The following is a 20,844-nucleotide window of genomic DNA, read 5'->3' on the forward strand; positions in this document are numbered from 1 at the left end:
TTTTGCCGAATAACGATTCAATATTACGGAGGATTGCTTGTTACTCATCCCCTCTAATTCATCCACAATCGCCAAAGCATCTGTATAGCGTCCTTCTACGATGCTAGTTCTGAGGTCAATTAGTTCTTGAGTCATAATCCCACCTTAAAAGATAGGCGCTGATACGCTGAATATAGCATTCAGTCCCTACACCTGCCCGGAGTTCAAACTCCGGGCTAATAGCTCAATTCCATTAAAATGGACTAAAACTCTTATCCAATCGGGCAGCAACAGTTTCAACCCAAGGCAGGGATAATTGATTGGGTAGGGGCACGATAGTATCCACCCGTGTTCACTTAAGCTCAACCCCTCACCCCCAGCCCCTCTCCAAAGGAGGACTAAGGATGCTTCGCTTTTTTTGCACGGGAGAGGGGAGCAAGATAAGATAATCCGGTTCCCCTTCTCCCCAGGGAGGGAGAAGGGTTTAGGGGATGAGGGGGAAAATGTCAAGGAGTAGATAGACACAGCTTAAAACCTTGCCAGCATTGCTTTCTACCTTAAGTTGACGCGGATGGATGGTATCGTGCCCTGATCTAGCTCCAGAAAAGGATTAACTCAAGCGCTGGCGCAGCCACAATGCCAACAGAGGGAGAGCCAGTCGATAATTTTGCTCGGAGCCGTAAATTAAACCTTTGTGTTGTAATCCCGCGATCGCGCCTTGGAGACTCCCCCCTCTGGATAGGTAATGTTTGTGGATATAATCGCGACTTTGCGGCTTGTCCGTCGGATCTAACGCCAGAGATTCCAACAGATGCGCCTGATTCGCCGGAAGCAGCATCAGTAATGACTCGAAAACCATGGATAGGTCGGATAATAGATCTTGAATTGCCTGCTGGATGTGGCGATCGCGAATTAATCCATCAGCTACTCGCACCGACTGGAGGCGTCGTACCAGTGCGGAAGCATCGCCTAAATGTCCCTGCACCGCATTGACAAACAATTCCAAGGCTTGCGATCGCGGATCGAAGGTTAGCCCTTCGACATGCAGAACCTCCTGCGCCCAAGCCGCCACCACATCATCGGCTAAGGGGGCTAGCTGCACGATTTCTAAGCTATTTCCCAGTTCATCGGGATGAATGCTAATTTCCGCGATCGTTGCTACTAATACATAACTCACCTGAGTCTGACGCTCGATCTCTTGCTTCAAAAAATTTTCCCATACCCCATGACGATCCCAAGAACGAATATGGGGAAAGCTTTCCAAAATTAGCACCACCCGTTCACCTGTCGATTCGGCTAATTCTTGTAGGAGTTCCAGTAATCCCTCAAATGCTTTCCATTGCTGCTGTTGACTCTTTACCCGAACAGGTTTTAGCTGCGCTCTACCTCGTCCGTTATTTTTGAGGACAAATAATTCAGCCGCCTTGTGTTCGATCCACTCTTGCATGAGAGCGTGAGCCGTTGTACTGAGAAACGTCTGATTGATGCTCTCGCACAACAATTGGACGAAGCGTTGACCATCAGTCACCCGGATACAGTCAACTTCCAGGATTTTCACACCAACTTCCCGAGCCGCTAGCCGTACCAGACTCCGCCGTCCGCTTCCCGGTACTCCCACAATCAACAGGTTGCCCTCATGGGCTAACACCTGGATGATTCGCTGGAATTGCGCTTGCCGTCCAACCAATTGAAACGGTGTTGATACATCCAAAATGGTCACGGTTTTAGTGTCCTGATCGCAAGAGTAGAAAGGTTCCGGCGGTACACCTTCAGTCCTTTAGCCGCCAACGGCATTCGGTGACTCAGGGCTGAGGTTAAGTATTGACTTGCCACGAATCGGTTCTTTAATCCGGCTATTGCATGTTTTATCATGTCGATCCTCTGCTCAAACCAACCCGTTGGTGTGGTATGAGTCTATCGTTGATATTGACACTTTCCAATAGTGTCAGTCTTGGTTAGCACTATTAAAACGTGCTATAAATGTTTTAGCACCTTTTCACCGGAAAGCATAGCCGTGTTAGCCGCCTACCTATTTGCCACTATTCTGGGCGGATTTTGCGGCATCATCTTAAAAAAGACGCTAGCACGGTATCATCCGACCTTAGAAAGCAACGAGCTTGAGAAATAAAATACCCCATGAGTACATTGACGATTGCCTGGCTCGCACTACCGATGTTTGTGGGGTTCAGCATTTATCTGTTCCCCAAACTTGACCGATATCTCGCACTGGGCGTCGCCCTGGTTTCGGTTGGATATGCGTTGCAGTTATTATTTGTAGCTAAAGCGCCGATCACCCTGCAATTATTGGATAGTTTCGGCGTTACATTAATCGCTGACCAATTGAGCGGTTTTTTTATATTGACCAATGCTCTAGTAGCAACCGCCGTTATTCTCTATTGTTGGCACACGAATAAGTCAGCTTTCTTTTATACACAGACGATTATTTTACATGGCAGTGTCAATGCCGCCTTTCTCTGTGCCGATCTCATCAGCTTATACGTATCGTTAGAAGTCATTAGTATTGCCGCATTTCTGTTAATTGCCTATTCCCGAACCAATCGTTCGATTTGGGTGGCTTTACGTTATATGTTTGTCGGCAATGTGGCAATGCTGTTTTATCTGGTGGGTGCGGTGTTGGTGTATCAGGCGAATTATTCCTTTGCTTATGAGGGTTTAAGCAATGCGCCCATTGAGGCAATTGCCCTGATCGTTCTGGGACTGTTGAGTAAAGGGGGTATCTTTGTATCGGGATTGTGGTTACCCTTAACCCACTCGGAATCCGAGACACCCGTATCTGCACTGCTATCGGGGGTGGTGGTGAAAACAGGCGTGTTTCCCCTGGTGCGCTTTGCCTTGATGGTAGAGGCGATCGATCCCATTATCAGACTATTCGGTGTGGGAACTGCGCTGCTGGGAGTCGGTTATGCCGTCTTGGAAAAAGATACCAAGCGCACGCTAGCGTTTAGCACCGTTTCCCAATTAGGTTGGATACTCGCTGCACCAGAAGTTGGTGGCTTTTTTGCCCTAGCCCATGGATTGGCGAAATCAACGCTGTTTTTGATCGCGGGTAACTTACCCAGCCGAAACTTTAAGGAACTTAAAGAGCAGCCCATGCATACTGGACTCTGGATTGCCATAGTCATGGCTAGTCTCTCGATTTCGGGCTTTCCCTTATTTGTCGGCTTTGGCGCGAAGGTATTAACGTTGAAAAACGTCCTACCTTGGCAAGAGATAGTCATGAACCTGGGGGCGGTGGGAACTGCGATGGTGTATGCCAAATTTATCCTTCTACCCCATGGGAAAGGGAAGCCTGTGCGAGCCAGTTTCTGGACTCCAATCCTACTACTGCTCGGTGGGCTGATTGCCGCAAGCGGGATGTATTTAGAAGGATACACCCTAGCAAATATCACCAAAAACCTGGCAATCATCGCCGTTGGCTGGTTAGCATACGTTTTGATTTTTCAACGAGTGGTACTCAAACTACCCCGTATGCTTGAGCAATTGGAGCATCTGATCGGATTCATGGGAGTGATGAGTCTAGGGTTGATTCTTCTGTTCAAGATGGTATTGGCATAAGGGAGATTAGGGAGATATAGCGCTACGCGCTAGGCAATAGGCAATAGGCAATAGGCAACACCTCGGACTTCAGGGTCAAAGCGATTTGAAGTTTTCTTTTATGTCCTAACTAGAGTGCGTAGTGCTATAAATTAACTTCTTCCCCACCCAATTTTTTCTTTTCCACCTTCCTCATCTTCCCCAGCTCCCCCAGCTCCCCCAGCTCCCCCAGCTTCCCCAGCTCCCCCAGCTCCCCCAGCTCCCCCAGCTTCCCCAGCTCAAACCAATCCGTTGATATGGCATGATGAGTCTATCGTTGGCATTGACACTTTCCAATAGTGTCAGCCTTGGTTAGCACTATTAAAACGTGCTATATATGTTTTAGCACCTTTTTCCAGGACAGCATACCCGTGTTAGAAGCCTGCATATTTGCCACCATCCTGTGCGGATTTTTCGGCATCATCCTGAAAAAAAACCTGGTGATGAAGATCATCTCCATGGATGTGATGAGTACGGGGGTTATTGCCTATTACGTGCTGATCGCATCCAGAAAAGGAGAAGCCTTATTCACACCGATTATTCCCGTCGAAAATGGGATTATTTCCCACGTCGAAAATGGCGCTTACTCTGATCCAGTTCCCCAAGCGGTGATCTTAACCGCGATTGTGATCGGCTTTTCGATTCAAGCTCTAATGCTAGTCGGTGTGATGAAGCTAGCACGGGATCATCCGACTTTAGAAAGCAGCGAGATTGAGAAGCACAACACCCCATGAGTACATTGACGATTGCCTGGATTGCACTACCGCTATTTGTGGGGTTCAGCATTTATCTGTTCCCCAGACTTGACCGATATCTCGCACTGGGCGTCGCCCTAGCTTCGGCTGGATATGCATCTTACTTATTTGTGGCTCAGTCAACCTTAACCCTGCCATTATTGGATAGTTTCGGCGTCACCTTAATCGCTGACGAAATGAGCGCTTTTTTTATAGTGACCAATGCCTTGGTCACAAGCGCCGTTATCATCTATTGTTGGCACACGAATAAGACGGCATTCTTTTTTACACAGATGATTATTTTACACGGCTGTGTCAATGCCGCCTTTGTCTGTGCCGATTTCATCAGCTTATACGTGGCGTTAGAGGTGATTAGTATTGCCGCATTTCTGTTAATTGCCTATCCCCGAACGAACCGTTCGATTTGGGTGGGGTTACGCTATCTGTTGATCAGCAACGTAGCAATGCTGTTTTATCTGATGGGTGCGGGGTTGGTGTATCAGGCGAATTATTCTTTTGCTTATGAGGGTTTAAGCAATGCTCCCATCGAGGCAATTGCCCTGATTTTTCTGGGACTGTTGAGTAAGGGGGGTATCTTTGTATCGGGATTGTGGTTACCCTTAACCCACTCGGAATCCGAGACACCGGTGTCGGCGTTGCTATCGGGGGTTGTGGTAAAAGCTGGGGTGTTTCCCTTGATGCGCTTTGCTTTGATGGTGCCAGAGGTTGATCCCATTGTCAGAATCTTCGGTGTAGGCACAGCGGTGCTAGGAGTCGGTTATGCCGTCTTTGAAAAAGATACCAAGCGAATGTTGGCATTTCACACGATTTCGCAGTTAGGCTTTGTCCTAGCAGCACCCGAAGTCGGTGGTTTTTATGGGCTAACCCACGGGTTAGTTAAATCAGCGCTGTTCTTAATAGCGGGAACCTTACCCAGCCGTAACCTCAAAGAACTGCACCATAAGCCGATTAATACCTCAATTTGGATTGCTTTAGTTATCGCTAGTTTCTCTATCTCAGGTTTTCCCCTATTGTCTGGCTTTGGGGCGAAGGTTTTGACGATGAAAAATCTTTTGCCCTGGCAAGTGATTGGCATGAATATTGCGGCTTTGGGAACGGCAATATCCTTTGCCAAATTCATTTTCCTGCCTCACAACCCACAAGGAGAGGGAAATGTCAAGCCCAGTTTCTGGTTAGCCATGATTATATTAATCGGGGGTTTAATTTTAGCAAATGCTGTGTATTACGAGGCGTATACGGTTAAGAATATCGTGAAACCCCTAGTCACTATCGCACTTGGATGGTTGGCATATTTTTTGATTTTCAAACGACTTGCCATCAAACTCCCTCGTATGCTTGAGCAATTTGATCATCTGATTGGGCTGATGAGTTTAATGTTGCTGCTGCTGTTTGGGATGGTATTCGCTTAATCTCAAAGTATTACAAATGACCAATGACCAATGACTAATGACAAAATATGATTGGACATCTGAATTTGATATTGCGATTAGCCATCTGGTTTTTGCTCACCGCTAGTCTGAGTGTGCCAAATATCATTATTGGCATCGCTGTCGCCCTTCTTTTGCCGGGACGCCCCAAAACTTCGGAATCCTTAAAGGATTGGTTGCGGGTGCTGGGTGAGGTACTTGTGGCGATTCCCCAAGCGTATTTTGAGGCATTTGAAATTATGTTCCGTCCTCATAAGTACGAAGATGTAATTATGGAACGAGTTAAACCCCAGCGCACACCGGGACTCATTTTTCTCGATATATTTTTAATTACGTTTACGCCCAAAACTATTGTTTTAAAATACCACGAGGAAGGGTCGTATGAAGTCCACAGAATTAGCCGGAGAAAACGAACATGAATTTTATTTTAATTAGCATGATTTTGGCGCTACTTATCCCCATGTATGAGGCATGGCAGGATGATGATATTTGGCAAAAAATGTTGGCATTTGCCAGTATTGCCACCAAAACCTCTATTATGATTCTGGTTGTTTCTGTCTTACGAGACGACTGGATGATTGGAGTGGTTGGGGTAATCATCCTGAGTGTGGGAAATGCTGGATTAATGTTGTTGGCACATATCCTTAAACGAATCAATGATTTAGCGAAAGAGTCCTACTATGATCAACGTGCTTAGTTATATCTGTATTGGGTTAGGAATTGTCTTCTGGTTTTGGGGAACTTTTCCGTTGATTGGTCACCGATCTGTACTCTTTAAGCTGCATACTCTTTCGGTGGCAGATACTCTTGGTTCAATGAGTATTATCGTTGGATTGTTGCTAAAAATACCCAGTGAGTGGCCCCTACTGATTCTCGCCATTATCTCCTTGGCGATTTGGAATACGGTGCTGGGGTATGTGTTGGCATATTGTTCGAGTAGTGGGGAGGAATTGGACTATGAATCAGAGTGATATTTATGTGATTATTGCGCTGCTGCCGTTGGCTGCCTGTATGCTGGTCTTTCAGGTGAATCCTTACCATGCTTTGGTAATTCGGGGCATTTTGGGAGCAGTGGCGGCATTGGTTTATGCAGTTTTGGGGGCGGCAGATGTGGCGTTGACCGAAGCTTTGGTGGGTACTATGCTGGCGATTACGCTGTATGCCGTGGCGGTGCGTTCATCTTTAACCCTGCGTCTTGGTGTACTGGAAGAAAGTGGCGATAAAGTGCCAACTAAGGAAGAAGTTGAGCAGCATTTTGGGGAACTGATGAATGATTTACGCCGCATTTTTAGCAAGCATTATATGCGTGTCGAGTTAGTCCCCTATACGGATCAGCAGGCGTTACATCGGGCGCTGATGGAAAAAGAAGTTCATGCCACCTGTACGCGATCGCACTTATCAGAACTGGAGCATCAAGACCCGACAGTACCTGAGTCTGAGACGCCATCTTATCACACCGCGACTCGGGTTCAACGTCTCTATGACATCATCCGAACCGAACTGTCGTCAGCCGCGACACATTTAACCTATATCAATACACCAGATTCAGGGGAGAAACACTAATGAAATGGGTTTACATTGCAGCCGGGATAGCGCTGTACGTCATATTCCTAATCACGCCCAATATGTCCAATTTGGCACCGGATTTATCAGATATCTCTATCGTCGAAGCCGTTGTAGAAGACAGTGGCGTGTCCAATGTGGTTTCGGGTATCATTTTCCGGAATCGGTTGTATGACACGATCTTTGAAGTGGTGGTATTTACGATCGCGATTATGGGTGTGCGGTTTCTGCTGGCGGATGAAAAGCCGTTCTGCACTGTCTATCAGTTTACCGATCAACCCTCGATGATTTTGGCGCGTCTGGGAGCAACCATTTCCGCGTTGGTGGGTATCGAATTAGCGATTCGGGGACATCTTAGCCCTGGTGGTGGGTTTGCCGCTGGGGTAGCTGGGGGAACCGCGATCGGTTTGGTGGCGATTACTTCATCAACGGAGTGGATGCAGGAAATCTATAAGCGTTGGCACGCCTCTAGATGGGAGAAGGTTTCGGTGCTGGTTTTCATTGTCCTGGCGGTGATCACGCTAGCTGGAATCGAGTTACCCCAGGGAGAGTTAGGCACACTGCTTAGTGGCGGGATTATCCCCCTGCTCAATATCCTTGTCGCCGTAAAAGTCGCCTTGGGTTCCTGGGCTGCTATTTTAGTTTTTGTTCATTATCGGGGATTATTGTGATATCAAGTTCGGTAGCATCGATTGTGTATATTGACCCATTATTTCCGGTCAATTCCTAAACTACCGAGATGCACTGGCAAGGATTGAAGCCGATCGCCAACTTTATCTGGCTGTGCGAGAGCTAATCATGAGATTCATTAGTCCAAAAACTGACTTTGCTTTCAAGAAGATTTTCGGCTCAAACCGCAGCCAAAAAATTCTCATCAGCTTTCTCAACGCCATCGTTTACGAAGGCAAAAACACCATAAAATCTTTAGAAATAATCGATCCCTATAATCCGGGCAGTACCAGCACGCTTAAAGATACCTATCTAGATGTCAGGGCAGTTTTAGATAATGGGTCTACGGTAATCATAGAGATGCAAGTTTTAAACGTCGAAGCTTTTGAGAAACGAGTAATCTACAATATCGCCAAAGCTTATGCAAATCAGTTAGACATGGGAGAAAAATATACAACATTGCGTCCATTCATTGCTTTAACAATTGCCGATTTTTTCTTGTTTAAAAATAGCGCACAAATGATTAACCGATTTAGACTGAAGGAGGAAAAACAGCTATTTAACTATCGAGACGAGTTAACACTAATTTTTCTGGAGTTACCCAAATTTAACAAAGAACTATCAGAATTAGAAACCCTTAGCGACAAGTGGATTTATTTCCTCAAAGCCGCCCCCAGTTTAGACATAATTCCTGAGTCTCTGGCGGCAGTACCAGAAATAGGAGAAGCCCTAAATATTGCCAGCCGTGCTAACTTAAGCAATAAAGAATTAGAGGAGTTGCACAAGCAGGAAGTGTTTATTGGAGATAGGAAAGGCGAGATTAATTTTGCCAAAGTTGAGCAAAGTTTAAAATTAGTTTCACTTTTAATGCGACAGAAGTTTGGCGCTGTTCCTCCAGAGGTTCAGGCTAAAATAGAACAATTATCTTTGGAACAATTAGACCGTTTAGTTGAGACAATTTTGACATTTACAACCTTGGACGACTTGGAGCAGTGGTTAGATAATTAATATCGGTTATTAATAATTCCCTATTCCCTAAAATCACAAACCTGGAGTTCCTCTCGTGCTTCGGGATGAGTCACCAAATAATCTTGCAACCAGATACACCCTCTGGAGAGTAATTCCCCTAACCCTTCAACCTGCCAAATCCGGGCGGTGCCATCCGATGAAGCCGTGGCAATTTGGGTTCCATCTGGACTAAAAGTAACACTAACTACAGCACCTTGATGTCCTTTAATTTCTTGTACTAGGTTTCCCTGTAAATCCCATAAACGGGCAATACCCTCGAATGAGGCAGTGGCAATCCGGGTTCCATCGGGACTAAAGGCAATATGGGTTATGCCACTGGGATGCTGGTTGAGTTCTTTGACTAGGTTTCCGTCAGTATCCCAGAGACGAACTATGCCATCAATGGAAGCCGTAGCGATATAGTCTCCATTGGGACTAAAGGCGACACTTTTAACCCATCCCTGATGTCCTTTCAATTCCTGTCGCAGATTACCTTGCAAGTCCCAGAGGCGAACCGTGCGATCGGATGAAGCGGTGGCAATTTGCGTTCCATCGGGACTAAAGGCGAGGCTTCTTACCCACCCTTGATGTCCGATCAAGTCTTGCAGTAGATTCCCTTGAATATCCCATAAGCGGGCAATACCATCGGAAGAAGCCGTGGCAATCAGTTGTCCATCGGGGCTAAATGCCACTTGTGCCACGCCGCCGGAATGGTTGGGTAAGCGTCTTTGCAATTTACCCTGGATGTCCCATAAACGAACAGTGCCATCAGATGAGGCAGTAGCAATCATTTGCTGATCTGGGCGAAAGGTGATATCTGTGACACTCCCTTGATGTCCCTTGAATTCCAGGATGGATTTCCCTTGCCGATTCCAGAGGCGAGCTGTACCATCAGATGAAGCTGTCCCCAACAACTGCCCATCGGGGCTAAAAGTGACATGAGTGACCCCATCTTGATGTCCTTGCAACGGCTGATTGTGCGATCGCGTCCACAGGTGGGCAATGCCATCAGATGTAGCCGTAACAATGATTTGACCATCCCGACTCATGGCAAGATCTGTCACTAAACCTTGATGCCCTTTTAAGTTTTGTACCACATTTCCTTGCCAATCCCACAGGCGAGCCGTACCATCCATAGAAGCAGTTCCCAAAAACTGCCCATCGGGGCTAAACATCACCTGCGTCACTCGTCCTTGATGTCCTTTGAATTCCTGCAACAGATTGCCCTGAATATCCCATAAACGCGCCGTGTGATCTGATGACGCCGTAGCAATAAACTTGCCATCGGGACTAAAGGCAACGCTTCTCACCCATCCCTGATGTCCTTTAAATTCCTGCAACAAATTGCCCTGAATATCCCACAAACGCGCCGTGTGATCCGATGATGCTGTGGCAATAAACTGTCCATCAGGACTAAAAGCAACACGGGTTACTTCATCTTCATGCCCGGTAAATTCCTGCAACAAATTACCCTGAATATCCCACAAACGTGCCGTGTGATCCGATGACGCCGTGGCAATTAACTCTCCATCGGGACTAAAGGCAACGCTTCTCACCCAACCCTGCTGTTTTGGCAATTCTTGCATTCCATTTTCTTGCCGATGCCATAAGCGAACTGTACCATCAATTGAGGCGCTGGCAATACGTTGTCCATCTTGACTAATGGCAATACTGGTGACTCTGGCTGGATGTCCCGGCAATTGTCCGATGGGTTTTCCTTGTCGGTTCCACATAAGAATCATGCCATCCAGGGAAGCCGTGACAATGGTTTGTCCATCGCGGCTAAAGGCGAGGCTTTCCACACTACCTTGATGATGCAGTTGATTCCGTTCCTGAATATTGTTTAGAATTTCTTGCAACGCTAACACTGGACGAGTTGTGGGATAGTTGACTAAGGGACGCTCACCAAATGACGTTGCCAAGGTATGCCCCGCTTTCATGGCTTGCAGTAATGCCTCAAGTTGCCCTAACTCAAACTTAAGCAAAGCGCTATCCCCTGCTTTTTTTATTTGCTCCTCCAGGGATTCGGTATAAGTCTGTTTCAGTTGTTGGCGGACGTAAAAACCAGTCCCTGTGGCAACCGCCAGAACCAAAGCCCAAGTCACGGCAAATTTAAGCCGATTTTGGCATTTTTCCCGTCGTGCTTGCTCCTGTGCCTGTTTAATTTTCTCTTGAGCAATTTGCATCTCTAATAGGACTAATTTGCGCTCTTTCTTTTCAGCATCTAAAGCGCGTTCAACTTCCCATTTTTCCCATTGCTCACTTTTGGCTAAAAATTGATAATCCTGATCACTTAAGCATTGATTAGCCGCCCATTGTCTTGCTTCCTGTAACGCCTGACCGCGTAACAGTCGGGAATTATCCTGACCCTTGGATGCAAACCAGGCAGTTATGGCTTCTGAATAGGGTCGCAAGTTAGCGAGTTTTTCATTAACCCATTGCAGGTTAAATACAGTCTGATAAATGCGATTATAAACCCTTAAGGTTTGCTGCTGTTTAACCACTAACCCACTTAGGCGCAATTCCATCTGTTCTGGATGGTCATTCACCGCCACTTGTCCCTGTTGCAAAAGGTGCTGATACAGCCCTAGCAAACGCTCTGCTCGTTGTTCATTACTCAGCAGGCGATCGCGAATCGTTCGTAAATGCTCCGGTTCATCCTGAGATTGCCAGTTTTCCAGAATATAAGTGTGGACAATTTGGGCAATATCGGGGGTACGGCTTTGACTATACTTACCAATCAGATAACATAATTTCTGGGTGAGAAAAGGTTGTCCGCCTGTCCAGTTCAATACTTCCTTTAACACCGTTTCCGGATCATCAACTTTATCGACAAACCCAGGAATTAACGAGGCTTTGGCATCCTCAAATTGAAACCCACCAAGCTGAATCGAACGCCCGATATTAAAGGGAGTGCGTTTTTTATCATCAATTAAATTGGAAGGCGTGGCAACTCCCAATAAACAAAACGTCAGGCGATTATAATCCGGATTATCGGCGCGTTGGTTATAACAGGCACGAATAAAGGCAAAAAAGTCGTCTTTGAAATTGAGTTTAATAATACTATCGATTTCATCCAGGAAAACAACTAGATTTTGATCAAACTGAGTCAGTAACACATCCTCGATAAACCAATTCAAACGTTGTAACGGTGATAATATCTCATGTTGCTTCCACCAGGCAATATCATCAAACCTAGTCGATAGACCAAAATTCCTCACCAACTCAGAAACAATACCCAGATACCATGCCTCTGGCGTCGTTTGACTTCCCAGCCGAGTCATATCAATTGACGCACATTTTATGCCTTCGCTTTTGAGAATTTTCATCATCCGAACGCGCAAGCTAGACTTGCCCATCTGCCGCGAGTTCAACACGTAGCAATATTCCCCCTGTTTCAATCCATCATACAATTCATCATCAGCTTGGCGTTTCACATAGGTGGGGTGTTGATACTTTAAGCTGCCGCCGATTTTGTAATAATTTTCTGTTCTGGTTAATACACTCATAGTCTAAATTCTGCTATTTTTTTATTCTTATGTAGGGGCGGGTTTCACAACTATCGTTTCTTCTTTCACCCAGATGTAACGAAACCCGCCCTGACTAAATTGCAAATTTTGTGACGAATGACAAATGACAAATGACAAATGACTAATTCAAATGTTCTCGAAAATACTGCCGATACAATTGACATCGAGGTGTAACCTGATTCCCCTGCTGTTCAATTAACCCCATACTATGTAACTTATACGCCTGCATTGTATCTAATGGCACAGGTTCAGTTGCATTCACCACCTTTTCCAGGGCGTTAGCCAGTTCTGGATGTTCTTTCAACGTGGCTAAGTGGTGACGCAAATGTTGACTATAGATTCCCGCATCTGTAGCCGCATCTTGTAATAATTCATCCAATGTTATCTGTTTAGTCGCTAGTTCATAAAGTGCCAATCGCACTAAATAAGGATGTCCACCTACCGTTGCCAGTAACGGTACAAGCCCTTCACTGCCAATTTGCAAATTCCAATCCAAAGGATGACGCTGTGCCAAATCTTCCACTTGTTGAGAAGTACACTCCGCTAATGGCACAGGTAAACCAACATTAAATGGAGATTGATTAATATCTAAAGAGCCATAATCTTCCGTGCTATGAACCACCACCAAGCGCAGTTGTTCCCACAGTTCTAGATTATTCGCTTCTTCATGCCAACTGCGGATGAGGGGAAAAAAGTGCGTGGCAATATTTGGATATTGGAAGACTCGGTCTACTTCATCCAAGGCTAAAACTAATGGACTCTCTGCTTGTGCCAAAAGCATTTCAAAATAGCGAGTACAACTGAGCATACTGCCTCGGTCTTCATTCCAATAATCAGACAGCACCGCCGCAGGGTTTAATTTATCGCTAATACAGGCACAAAAACAGCGCAGAAACTTATCCAAGTCACTAAATTTTGCCTGCTCAATTTGTCGCAGATTTAAACGGACGGTACGATACCCTTGCATCTCAGCATACTCAATAATTCTATCCAGGAGAGAGGTTTTTCCCATCTTACGGGGCGCTTTAATCCGAATCAGTGCCCCCGGTTGCAAAATCGTCTGATAACAATCCGATTCAATGGGAGGGCGTTCTACATAAAACTGAGAACGTAGGGGTACAGGTCCATTGGGATATTCTATCTTCGGTGAGGATACGGGTTGTGATAGTTTAGCAAGTCCTCGCGTTAACGGTTCCCGAAAATTAGTTTTACTCACTTTCTCGCCTAACGCTGTAGACAGCTTACGCCATAACTGGGGTCCGACATCTCCTCTGATGTAATTTACGGTGAAGTTATGCTGTTCGGCAATTTGCTCATAACTGTAATCCTCCCAAGCCCCGCGCAAGACTTTTTCTTCAACATCACTCAAGTAGCTGCCTGTGTTGACAGACAAAGCTTGGTTAGCCGCTTGTTTAATTTGATGCCAGGTTAATTGCGATTGGGAGTCCATGGCGAAAGTTAGCGCTGATCCTTGCTCTGAAATTTTATCAGATTTATTGTTTTCGGGAGCCGTTTTCAGCCGTAACCTGACTTTTTCCGATATTTTGCGCCTAACTTGGTCAACCTTGCTTAAGTTTTACAAAATAAAACATATTTTTAATAATTTTCACCTTAATAGTTAGGCATAATTTCCTTAGTTCCCTGACGAACGGCTCCAAAAAATCTCTCTGGCGGATCAAATACAATTGGCGTAGTCGAGGGATCTTCAACGTTTACCTCTGTTCCCGCTTATCAAAGCTAAAAAAAAATAGTTTGTGTAAACAAAGATGTATATTTATGTAACGGTTTTGCTCAGGACTCGTCAACAGCCTGCCTGTTTCCTCCAGAATTTTTGATCCCTCTAACTACCTGGACATAAATTCTGTCTTTATTGAGAATTGGCTGTGTAGAAATGGGGTGGGAGAGCGCTATAGCTATAGAGATCGCTCTCGCTAATGTTAAGAAATATGTGAGTAATGCATAGAGGCGATCGCATCCCCTAACCCTGAGCCACTCGAATCCGCTATATCTCTATATTGGTATCCGTTAAGAAACGTGCGAGTGGCTGTGTTCCTCGTATCACAACGTCTGAGCCATTCCGGTGTATTTTAAGAAAACATAACAGGGTGTTGACATTTAGCTCCATCAGGTTCACGCAGAACCCATTTCTACTTGCTATGATTAGAGCTTGCTTCAATTAAACGACTCATACGTCAATTTGAGGTGCATTCTACATAGGAGCCATTATGCAACTATCACAACCGTTGTCGAAGTCGAAACCAAAACATATTGTTTTGACCTCTCATCCAGGGCGTTCCCGGGAACAACCCCCTCGCCTGCATTGGGGAGAAATCGACCCACTCAAGCGGGGACCCATTATTGGTACGGTGACAAACCTTGCCCATCGTAACGTGATTGGCACTCACTCTGGTTCCTATTCCGTCTATCGAGCATTAGCCGTTGCCAGTGGAGCGCTTCATCCCAATCACCGAGCGGATTTGACCAATACGGCTCCAGTGGTGGAGATTGGTCCCCATCCCAGTTGGGCTGACCCTAATCGCATTGTGTCTCTTGACCCCTTTGGGGGAATGGTGGGGGATGTTTACACCGATCTCTATGAGCAAGGATACGACATTCGACCCACGATCGCAGTCACCCAAGCCCATGTCAATTTGCCGGAAATCCAAGAGGCGATTCAGAAAAATCGTTTATCAGTTGACGGTAAAATTGTCAAGCCTAACGGCAGTTTAGTGGTCACCAAAGTCGCCATTGACCCCGTGTGGTATCTGCCCGGAATCGCCCACCGACTCAACGTCGAGGAAGGAGAATTACGCCGCGCCCTCTTCCAGCAAACTGGGGGAATGTTCCCGGAACTGGTAACCCGCCCTGATTTACAGGTTTTCCTACCTCCGATTGGTGGGATTACCGCCTACTTAATCGGCGATGTGGACGCGATTACTGATCCCAATCGCCAACTTGCCGTGCGCGTTCATGATGAATGCAACGGTTCCGATGTGTTTGGTTCCGATATCTGCACTTGTCGTCCTTACCTGGTACACGGCTTAGAAGTTTGTGTGCAAACCGCACAAGCCGGAGGTGCAGGGGTTTTGGTTTACTTCCGCAAAGAAGGACGGGCATTAGGTGAAGTCACTAAATTCCTGGTTTATAATGCCCGTAAGCGACAAGAAGGCGGCGATAGCGCGGATGCCTATTTCAACCGCACTGAATGTGTGGCGGGTGCCCCCGATATGCGGTTCCAAGAACTAATGCCCGATGTACTACACTGGTTGGGAATTACTCGCATTGACAGTTTTGTCTCCATGAGCGACATGAAATACAATGCGATCACCAGTTCGGGTATTGAGATTGTCAAACGCATCCCAATTCCTGACGATTTAATTCCCGAAGATGCCATGGTCGAAATTGCTGCCAAACAAGCGGCTGGTTATTACACTGAAACAACCGCACCCGATGCAGTAAAATTAGCGACGATTAAAGGGCGTAGTCTCCTGTGATAATTTTTGGTTCGTTATTGGAACTTGGGAAGTTCAGCAAAACCAATGACGAATGAAATGCCAAAAACAAAAGATGATTGCAGATTTGATTTCAGGCAACTTCTTTGTTATTCTTGATCTAGTGACTTAGCTTCCTCATAAGTCAGCAGTGTTTCCTTAAATTCAGAACAGTAAGTGTGTCTAATCACAAGTAGAGTGTGTACTCCCGCACTGGCGTCTGTAGTAAACTATACCGACAGACAGTTATTCAGGGGTACACACTATAAAAAAATTATGGAAACGTTTTAAAGTTTGAGCCTTCGCTTCACTCAAGTTATCTGGAACCAATAACGAATGACAAATGACATAAACAAATGACGCATGACCAACAAACCATTGCATATCTAAGAACACCACAAGCGATTCGAGAACGGTGCGATCGCGTCTTGGATCTCGCTGAGGCAAACCAGTTGCATTACTTCGGCTGCGATTTAACCCAGCTAGAAAATGTGGCAAGGTATGTGATTCAAGTCATGCAGGATGACTATCCTGATTTTAATATCCCATTCCACAGTCGCTGGCAGCATTTTGAAGTCGGAAATGTGCCACGCCTTGCTGAATTATCACAAAAATTAGCCGGACTTACTCCCCTGCAAAAAGCCCAAACTAAATTTGATTTAGCCATTGTTAGTGTCTTATTAGATGCGGGGGCGGGTGCTGATTGGCAATATTGTGAAACCCAGACGGGACAGGTGTTTCGCCGTTCTGAAGGCTTAGCTGTTGCTAGTTTCCGTATGTTCTGTCAGGGTATGTTTTCCAGTAACCCAGAATACCCCTTACAAGCCGATACAAAAGGATTACAAAACTTAACGGTTGAGCAATTAGCCCAAGGATTTCAGGTGAGTTCAACGAATCCCCTTTTAGGTTTAGAAGGTAGGGTAAAACTATTACAGCGCTTGGGAGAATCCCTACAGACTCATCCGGAATTGTTTGGTCAGGAAAATCCTCGTCCGGGTAATTTGGTCAAGTATTTGCTGAGTCTTTCAACCCGTGAGGGAGAAGCGATAGAAGGGAGTTTGATAGATAAGGTTATGGAAACAACCGATAACTTATCTAAACCCAACGTTATCGGTAAGCTACCCGCTGAAGTGGTATTATCGGCTGTGTTAGAGGGGTTAGGTGATATTTGGTCAGGACGACTTGCGATCGCGGGCGTGAATTTAGGCGATGTCTGGTCTCATTCTGCCCTCTCTGGGGACAAGCCGAGTGATCACTATATCCCCTTTCACAAACTTTCCCAGTGGTTAAGTTACTCCCTCTTAGAACCCTTACAAGAATTAGGGTTAGAAATTACTGGACTAGACGAACTCACCGGATTAGCCGAGTATCGCAATGGCGGTTTATGCCTTGATTTAGGATTAATTGTGGTGAAAGATCCGGCTATTTTGCAGCAGCGCCATTTACCGGGTTCTGAAGTAATTGTCGAATGGCGGGCGCTGACGGTAAGTTTGTTGGATCGAATTGCCGAAGCTATCCGAAAACAGCTAAACTTGACAGCAACTCAGTTACCATTAGTTAAAGTTTTACAAGGTGGGACTTGGACAGCCGGACGAAAGATTGCAGCACAATTAAGAGAAGGAGGTGTTCCGCCGATTCAGATTGAGAGTGATGGGACAGTTTTTTGAATAAAATACTATTCAATAAGTAGAAAACTATTCAATTATTGCTGAAAAGTAGATAGTGATGGCTAAATTATTTGCTGTTGTTGTTGCGACGGTTCCAGACTATTACGACTACAAAAAGCAGCATCCTGAACATGATCAGGATCAGCTTGCTTGGTTCCGTCAAAAACATGAACAAGGTATTTTGCTTTGCTGTGGTCCTTTTTTCCCTCACGATGGAACAGGGCTTTGGGTAATCCAAGCAGAGAATCTAGAGGAGGCGCAGGAAATTGTCAACAGTAGCCCTCGCGTTCGAGACGGTATGTTAGCGGATTCAGCCAGGATTGTTGAGTGGCAAGTTCATATTGGGCGCGATCGGTTTATCGCCGAATAAATTTTATCGGGAAGATAATTAGATTTAAGGGTTAGGGAAAGTGCGATCGCCTATCGCTGTAGGTTAGGTTGACGCGCCGAAACCCAACATCCACTCCTGTCCAACATTAACGCCAAATAAGTGCGATCGCGCTTATTTCCTAGTGGTGTTGTCTTCGCCATCAGCCATGCGATCGCGCTTAGTCGAGTTGTGAGAATATAGGATGATAGCAGATATAGCAACCGCCATAGCGGTTAGGACACATCATTTAGTAGAGACGTTCCGGCGGAACGTCTGGAACAACAGTTCGGAAAGTCCTAATCGATGTGTCTACTGCTATAGGATCTAGGGATAGAGACATCAACACTAGCGACAACAGCAATCAATGGTTCAAACTCCCTTCCAGCAAGAGTCTTTACCTCCAGCGCTTGAAAGTGGTGATCGCTTAAATCGTTCTGAATTTGAGCGTCGTTATAACGCGATGCCTTCTCTCCAGAAAGCTGAACTGATTGAAGGAGTTGTTTACTTACCTGCTGCACTGCGTTTTAGCCGGAAATATGGCGAGAGTGTTGTCAGTTTTGCAAGAAGGTTTAGCTTCGGAGGAAAATTCAAGGTTTGTAGAGAAGTTAGCTATGATATTGGAAAGTTGAATTAGCATTTTTTTCAAAACATTTTGGATAAAGCGTAATTAATTCATCGGTTACGTGAAAGTAATACTTTGGCAAGGGGAATTCAATAACTTGATTTTCTACTAAAATTGCTATGAAATATTGCAACAAAGATATACTCAGAGGAATTTGCTTGCTTGGTGTTGAATTAATTTTTTGTTTAATACATGTAATAACGTCTGGCATATTATTCTCTTTCTTAGCACTAGAAAGAATACGATATACGTTATCGCAAAAACGGGTCATGTCTTTTGGCTTCAGTTCTTGGGGAATTTTACCTTGATCAAAAAGCTCTTGGGTCGCGATAGCTAGTTGGCGCTTTCTTTTAATTTCAGGATAGTCATTATCTTGTATACTAGGATAGGCTTGTTCAAATGCCAAAATCAGTGTATCTAGTTGTTCAACGGTAGCTTTAATTTGTGCGGCTAAACGAAGTCGTTTCCAATCAATTGTAGAGCTTTTATAAACTAATTCATGAGTTGAAACTGTCCAGGCATGTTCAAAAGCACTTTTTATTTGAATCTCAAATACAATATCAAAAATATTTAATTGTTTATTTGCAATTGCATCTTCTGGTCTTTTTAAATGAGCATATATTCTAGTTGTATCGAACCGAAAACTATCGGGAGATTTTTTGTTTTGTCCTCTTTTAATAGTTTTAACAATTTCAAAAGTATTTTGGCAAAATTGGATCACGTTTTTTTCTTTGTATAAGGTTGGTATAATAACTGTACATCCAAATAAATCATCTAAATCAGACCATTTTTTAAACCTACCTGTTTCAATCTTTTCTGCCAAAGATTCAATGGTTTTAATTCGATAAGTTGAGGCATATCCATTTTTTTCACAAAAGTTAATTATAGTGTCCTTAACTCGACTTGCCACTTGCTCTACAAAAGGAAGGTATTCTAGATAGCGACGTTCTAAAATTGAAGGATAAATCATTAACAAATTAAAATTAAATAATATTTCCTTGTATTAAAGATTTTAAAATATCAATTCTAACTTTAGTTTTTTCAACACTAGAGTAAAGTGGTGAACTTGTAATAGCATCATGATAATCTTGCGCTTCTTGAATATTAGTTCTTTCTTCTGGAGAGTTAACGATTTTTAGAAAATCATTTATCTTGCTAGATACTTCAGGCAACCTGTTTGAAAAATCATAATTATCACGATTTAATTCTGAAATAGCTGCAAAAAGCGAATAAAAATCAGTTTGATTTTTTAGCCTGGTTTTCCGCAAATCTATATAATCAGGGGATTTTTCTATAAGCTTTTTTATCAATTGAATGACGTGTTTAAATTCATTTTCTATCTCATCTTGATCGTCCCAATTAAATTCTCTATCACTAAAAGCTTTATCCAAGTCTTCTTGACGATAAGATTTGACTCCTTCCTCTAAGAAAAGTAAAAGTTGAGCAACTAATTCTACATCCTTCATTTGCTTTCTTGATTTTGTATTAATTGAAGGAAAGTTGGGTAATTTGGAGTTGGGTGAAAGAACACTACTCATCCATTGAGTGAAATCTTCCACTGCGTTAATAAATACTCCATTAAACTTTGCATGGCGAAGCTCTTGAGGCGTTAATTTACTAACATTTCGGTTGATCCGGTCAAATATATTATTAATGATAGCTTCATCTGAAGATGGAACATATTCAACTGCAAACTGATATTTCCAAAAATTTTGTTTAACCTCAGTATCTAAATCCTTAAAATATTTACCTCTAAGGTTTGTAATAGTTGCAGTTTCGCTGACAGGAAATTGGTTTTGAGCAAACTCAAACAAAGTAGATAGCCTTTGTTTTCCATCAACAACACTGTATTTAGAAATGCCTTCAGCCGTAATATCTTGATACAAAAAAATTGCAGGTGCAGGATAATTATTTAGAACAGTATCTATAAAAAAATCCTTGTAATCTTGATTCCAAACACTGCGTCTTTGATAGGGGGGATCGAGATCGAGCAGCTTCCTTGTGTAAAGATCCCAAAACCAAGAAACTGTTTGAAAATTAATTGCTCTATTCATCATAAATTTATCGATTGTAGTATAGGTTTAACGATAAAAATCTCTATTTAAGATTTTGGGTTTGAGCCGTTCGTGATTTATTTATAATTATCCTAGCGGTACTAAGTGCGATCGC

At 44.3% G+C, this 20,844-nt stretch carries 19 protein-coding genes and 1 pseudogene; 13 read left to right on the plus strand and 7 right to left on the minus strand.

All coding sequences use genetic code 11. The annotated features are described in order from the left end of the window. Window positions 1–589: 589 nt before the first annotated feature. Together MC7420_RS00735 and MC7420_RS42200 are read right to left on the minus strand one after the other, a co-directional pair. Window positions 590–1,699, minus strand: a complete 1,110-nt coding sequence (locus MC7420_RS00735) for an AAA family ATPase (RefSeq protein WP_006098104.1) — start codon at window positions 1,697–1,699, stop codon at window positions 590–592. After that, window positions 1,696–1,851, minus strand: a complete 156-nt coding sequence (locus MC7420_RS42200; protein WP_157452971.1) for a hypothetical protein — start codon at window positions 1,849–1,851, stop codon at window positions 1,696–1,698. Before MC7420_RS42200 ends, MC7420_RS00735 begins: the two co-directional genes overlap by 4 nt. A 264-nt stretch (window positions 1,852–2,115) precedes the next feature. Here MC7420_RS42200 and MC7420_RS00740 point away from each other — a divergent pair, with 264 nt between their 5' ends. The 9 genes from MC7420_RS00740 to MC7420_RS00780 all read left to right on the plus strand — a co-directional run bounded on the left by MC7420_RS00740 (window position 2,116) and on the right by MC7420_RS00780 (window position 8,995). Further along, on the plus strand, window positions 2,116–3,555 hold the full coding sequence (locus MC7420_RS00740; RefSeq protein ID WP_044204145.1) for a cation:proton antiporter: 1,440 nt from the start codon (window positions 2,116–2,118) through the stop codon (window positions 3,553–3,555). 389 nt (window positions 3,556–3,944) lie between these two features. Continuing rightward, window positions 3,945–4,307: a cation:proton antiporter subunit C gene (locus MC7420_RS00745; RefSeq protein ID WP_006098304.1), complete on the plus strand. Its 363-nt coding sequence runs from the start codon at window positions 3,945–3,947 to the stop codon at window positions 4,305–4,307. Beyond that, on the plus strand, window positions 4,304–5,737 hold the full coding sequence (locus MC7420_RS00750) for a cation:proton antiporter (protein WP_006098241.1): 1,434 nt from the start codon (window positions 4,304–4,306) through the stop codon (window positions 5,735–5,737). The genes MC7420_RS00745 and MC7420_RS00750 overlap by 4 nt, the downstream gene beginning before the upstream one ends. Window positions 5,738–5,784: 47 nt before the next feature. Beyond that, window positions 5,785–6,174 carry a Na+/H+ antiporter subunit E gene (locus MC7420_RS00755; RefSeq protein ID WP_006097859.1) on the plus strand — a complete coding sequence of 130 codons (390 nt, stop codon included), beginning with the start codon at window positions 5,785–5,787 and terminating at the stop codon, window positions 6,172–6,174. Further along, window positions 6,171–6,452: a hypothetical protein gene (locus MC7420_RS00760; protein WP_044204148.1), complete on the plus strand. Its 282-nt coding sequence runs from the start codon at window positions 6,171–6,173 to the stop codon at window positions 6,450–6,452. The genes MC7420_RS00755 and MC7420_RS00760 overlap by 4 nt, the downstream gene beginning before the upstream one ends. Continuing rightward, window positions 6,436–6,726: a monovalent cation/H(+) antiporter subunit G gene (locus MC7420_RS00765; protein WP_044204151.1), complete on the plus strand. Its 291-nt coding sequence runs from the start codon at window positions 6,436–6,438 to the stop codon at window positions 6,724–6,726. Before MC7420_RS00760 ends, MC7420_RS00765 begins: the two co-directional genes overlap by 17 nt. Further along, complete coding sequence (locus tag MC7420_RS00770) at window positions 6,713–7,318, plus strand: DUF4040 domain-containing protein (protein ID WP_006098009.1); 606 nt, start codon at window positions 6,713–6,715, stop codon at window positions 7,316–7,318. Before MC7420_RS00765 ends, MC7420_RS00770 begins: the two co-directional genes overlap by 14 nt. Then, window positions 7,318–7,989, plus strand: a complete 672-nt coding sequence (locus MC7420_RS00775) for a Na(+)/H(+) antiporter subunit B (RefSeq protein ID WP_006097959.1) — start codon at window positions 7,318–7,320, stop codon at window positions 7,987–7,989. The genes MC7420_RS00770 and MC7420_RS00775 overlap by 1 nt, the downstream gene beginning before the upstream one ends. Before the next feature lie 127 nt (window positions 7,990–8,116). Beyond that, complete coding sequence (locus tag MC7420_RS00780) at window positions 8,117–8,995, plus strand: Rpn family recombination-promoting nuclease/putative transposase (RefSeq protein WP_006097856.1); 879 nt, start codon at window positions 8,117–8,119, stop codon at window positions 8,993–8,995. 20 nt (window positions 8,996–9,015) lie between these two features. Here MC7420_RS00780 and MC7420_RS00785 read toward each other — a convergent pair whose 3' ends face one another. Together MC7420_RS00785 and MC7420_RS00790 are read right to left on the minus strand one after the other, a co-directional pair. Then, window positions 9,016–12,504 carry a WD40 domain-containing protein gene (locus MC7420_RS00785; protein WP_006097825.1) on the minus strand — a complete coding sequence of 1,163 codons (3,489 nt, stop codon included), beginning with the start codon at window positions 12,502–12,504 and terminating at the stop codon, window positions 9,016–9,018. 142 nt (window positions 12,505–12,646) lie between these two features. After that, window positions 12,647–13,975, minus strand: coding sequence for an AAA-like domain-containing protein (locus tag MC7420_RS00790; RefSeq protein WP_044204154.1), 1,329 nt, complete (start codon window positions 13,973–13,975; stop codon window positions 12,647–12,649). 775 nt (window positions 13,976–14,750) lie between these two features. Here MC7420_RS00790 and MC7420_RS00795 point away from each other — a divergent pair. From MC7420_RS00795 to MC7420_RS00805, 3 genes are all read left to right on the plus strand, one after another. Further along, window positions 14,751–16,019 (plus strand): GTP cyclohydrolase II, encoded by a 1,269-nt coding sequence (locus MC7420_RS00795; RefSeq protein ID WP_044204156.1) that lies wholly within the window; start codon window positions 14,751–14,753, stop codon window positions 16,017–16,019. 353 nt (window positions 16,020–16,372) lie between these two features. Continuing rightward, the gene (locus tag MC7420_RS00800; RefSeq protein ID WP_006098258.1) at window positions 16,373–17,683 is read left to right on the plus strand and encodes a URC4/urg3 family protein; all 1,311 of its coding nucleotides are present in this window, start codon (window positions 16,373–16,375) and stop codon (window positions 17,681–17,683) included. Window positions 17,684–17,741: 58 nt separating this feature from the next. Then, entirely contained in the window at window positions 17,742–18,053 is a 312-nt protein-coding gene (locus tag MC7420_RS00805) for a YciI family protein (RefSeq protein ID WP_006098102.1), read from the plus strand. Between the two features lie 50 nt (window positions 18,054–18,103). Here MC7420_RS00805 and MC7420_RS38870 read toward each other — a convergent pair whose 3' ends face one another. After that, on the minus strand, window positions 18,104–18,274 hold the full coding sequence (locus MC7420_RS38870) for a hypothetical protein (RefSeq protein ID WP_006098230.1): 171 nt from the start codon (window positions 18,272–18,274) through the stop codon (window positions 18,104–18,106). A 143-nt stretch (window positions 18,275–18,417) separates the two neighbouring features. Here MC7420_RS38870 and MC7420_RS36415 point away from each other — a divergent pair. After that, window positions 18,418–18,582: pseudogene (locus MC7420_RS36415) on the plus strand (Uma2 family endonuclease); the annotation flags it as partial. A 76-nt stretch (window positions 18,583–18,658) separates the two neighbouring features. Here MC7420_RS36415 and MC7420_RS00815 read toward each other — a convergent pair. Both MC7420_RS00815 and MC7420_RS34725 read right to left on the minus strand, forming a co-directional pair. After that, entirely contained in the window at window positions 18,659–19,645 is a 987-nt protein-coding gene (locus tag MC7420_RS00815; protein WP_044204161.1) for a hypothetical protein, read from the minus strand. A gap of 13 nt (window positions 19,646–19,658) precedes the next feature. After that, window positions 19,659–20,732: a DUF262 domain-containing protein gene (locus tag MC7420_RS34725; RefSeq protein WP_006098283.1), complete on the minus strand. Its 1,074-nt coding sequence runs from the start codon at window positions 20,730–20,732 to the stop codon at window positions 19,659–19,661. Window positions 20,733–20,844 lie beyond the last annotated feature (112 nt).

Origin of the sequence: Coleofasciculus chthonoplastes PCC 7420, assembly GCF_000155555.1 — a bacterium.
Lineage (GTDB): Bacteria > Cyanobacteriota > Cyanobacteriia > Cyanobacteriales > Coleofasciculaceae > Coleofasciculus > Coleofasciculus chthonoplastes_A.

Bases quoted from the DNA above. Each gene is read 5' to 3' on its own strand.
- MC7420_RS00815 (WP_044204161.1), bottom strand. From the start codon at position 19,645: ATGATTTATCCTTCAATTTTAGAACGTCGCTATCTAGAATACCTTCCT.
- MC7420_RS00790 (WP_044204154.1), bottom strand. From the start codon at position 13,975: ATGGACTCCCAATCGCAATTAACCTGGCATCAAATTAAACAAGCGGCT.
- MC7420_RS00740 (WP_044204145.1), top strand. From the start codon at position 2,116: ATGAGTACATTGACGATTGCCTGGCTCGCACTACCGATGTTTGTGGGG.
- MC7420_RS00780 (WP_006097856.1), top strand. From the start codon at position 8,117: ATGAGATTCATTAGTCCAAAAACTGACTTTGCTTTCAAGAAGATTTTC.
- MC7420_RS00770 (WP_006098009.1), top strand. From the start codon at position 6,713: ATGAATCAGAGTGATATTTATGTGATTATTGCGCTGCTGCCGTTGGCT.
- MC7420_RS00760 (WP_044204148.1), top strand. From the start codon at position 6,171: ATGAATTTTATTTTAATTAGCATGATTTTGGCGCTACTTATCCCCATG.
- MC7420_RS00805 (WP_006098102.1), top strand. From the start codon at position 17,742: ATGGCTAAATTATTTGCTGTTGTTGTTGCGACGGTTCCAGACTATTAC.
- MC7420_RS00800 (WP_006098258.1), top strand. From the start codon at position 16,373: ATGACGCATGACCAACAAACCATTGCATATCTAAGAACACCACAAGCG.
- MC7420_RS34725 (WP_006098283.1), bottom strand. From the start codon at position 20,732: ATGATGAATAGAGCAATTAATTTTCAAACAGTTTCTTGGTTTTGGGAT.
- MC7420_RS00765 (WP_044204151.1), top strand. From the start codon at position 6,436: ATGATCAACGTGCTTAGTTATATCTGTATTGGGTTAGGAATTGTCTTC.
- MC7420_RS42200 (WP_157452971.1), bottom strand. From the start codon at position 1,851: ATGATAAAACATGCAATAGCCGGATTAAAGAACCGATTCGTGGCAAGT.
- MC7420_RS00785 (WP_006097825.1), bottom strand. From the start codon at position 12,504: ATGAGTGTATTAACCAGAACAGAAAATTATTACAAAATCGGCGGCAGC.
- MC7420_RS00750 (WP_006098241.1), top strand. From the start codon at position 4,304: ATGAGTACATTGACGATTGCCTGGATTGCACTACCGCTATTTGTGGGG.
- MC7420_RS00775 (WP_006097959.1), top strand. From the start codon at position 7,318: ATGAAATGGGTTTACATTGCAGCCGGGATAGCGCTGTACGTCATATTC.
- MC7420_RS00755 (WP_006097859.1), top strand. From the start codon at position 5,785: ATGATTGGACATCTGAATTTGATATTGCGATTAGCCATCTGGTTTTTG.
- MC7420_RS00795 (WP_044204156.1), top strand. From the start codon at position 14,751: ATGCAACTATCACAACCGTTGTCGAAGTCGAAACCAAAACATATTGTT.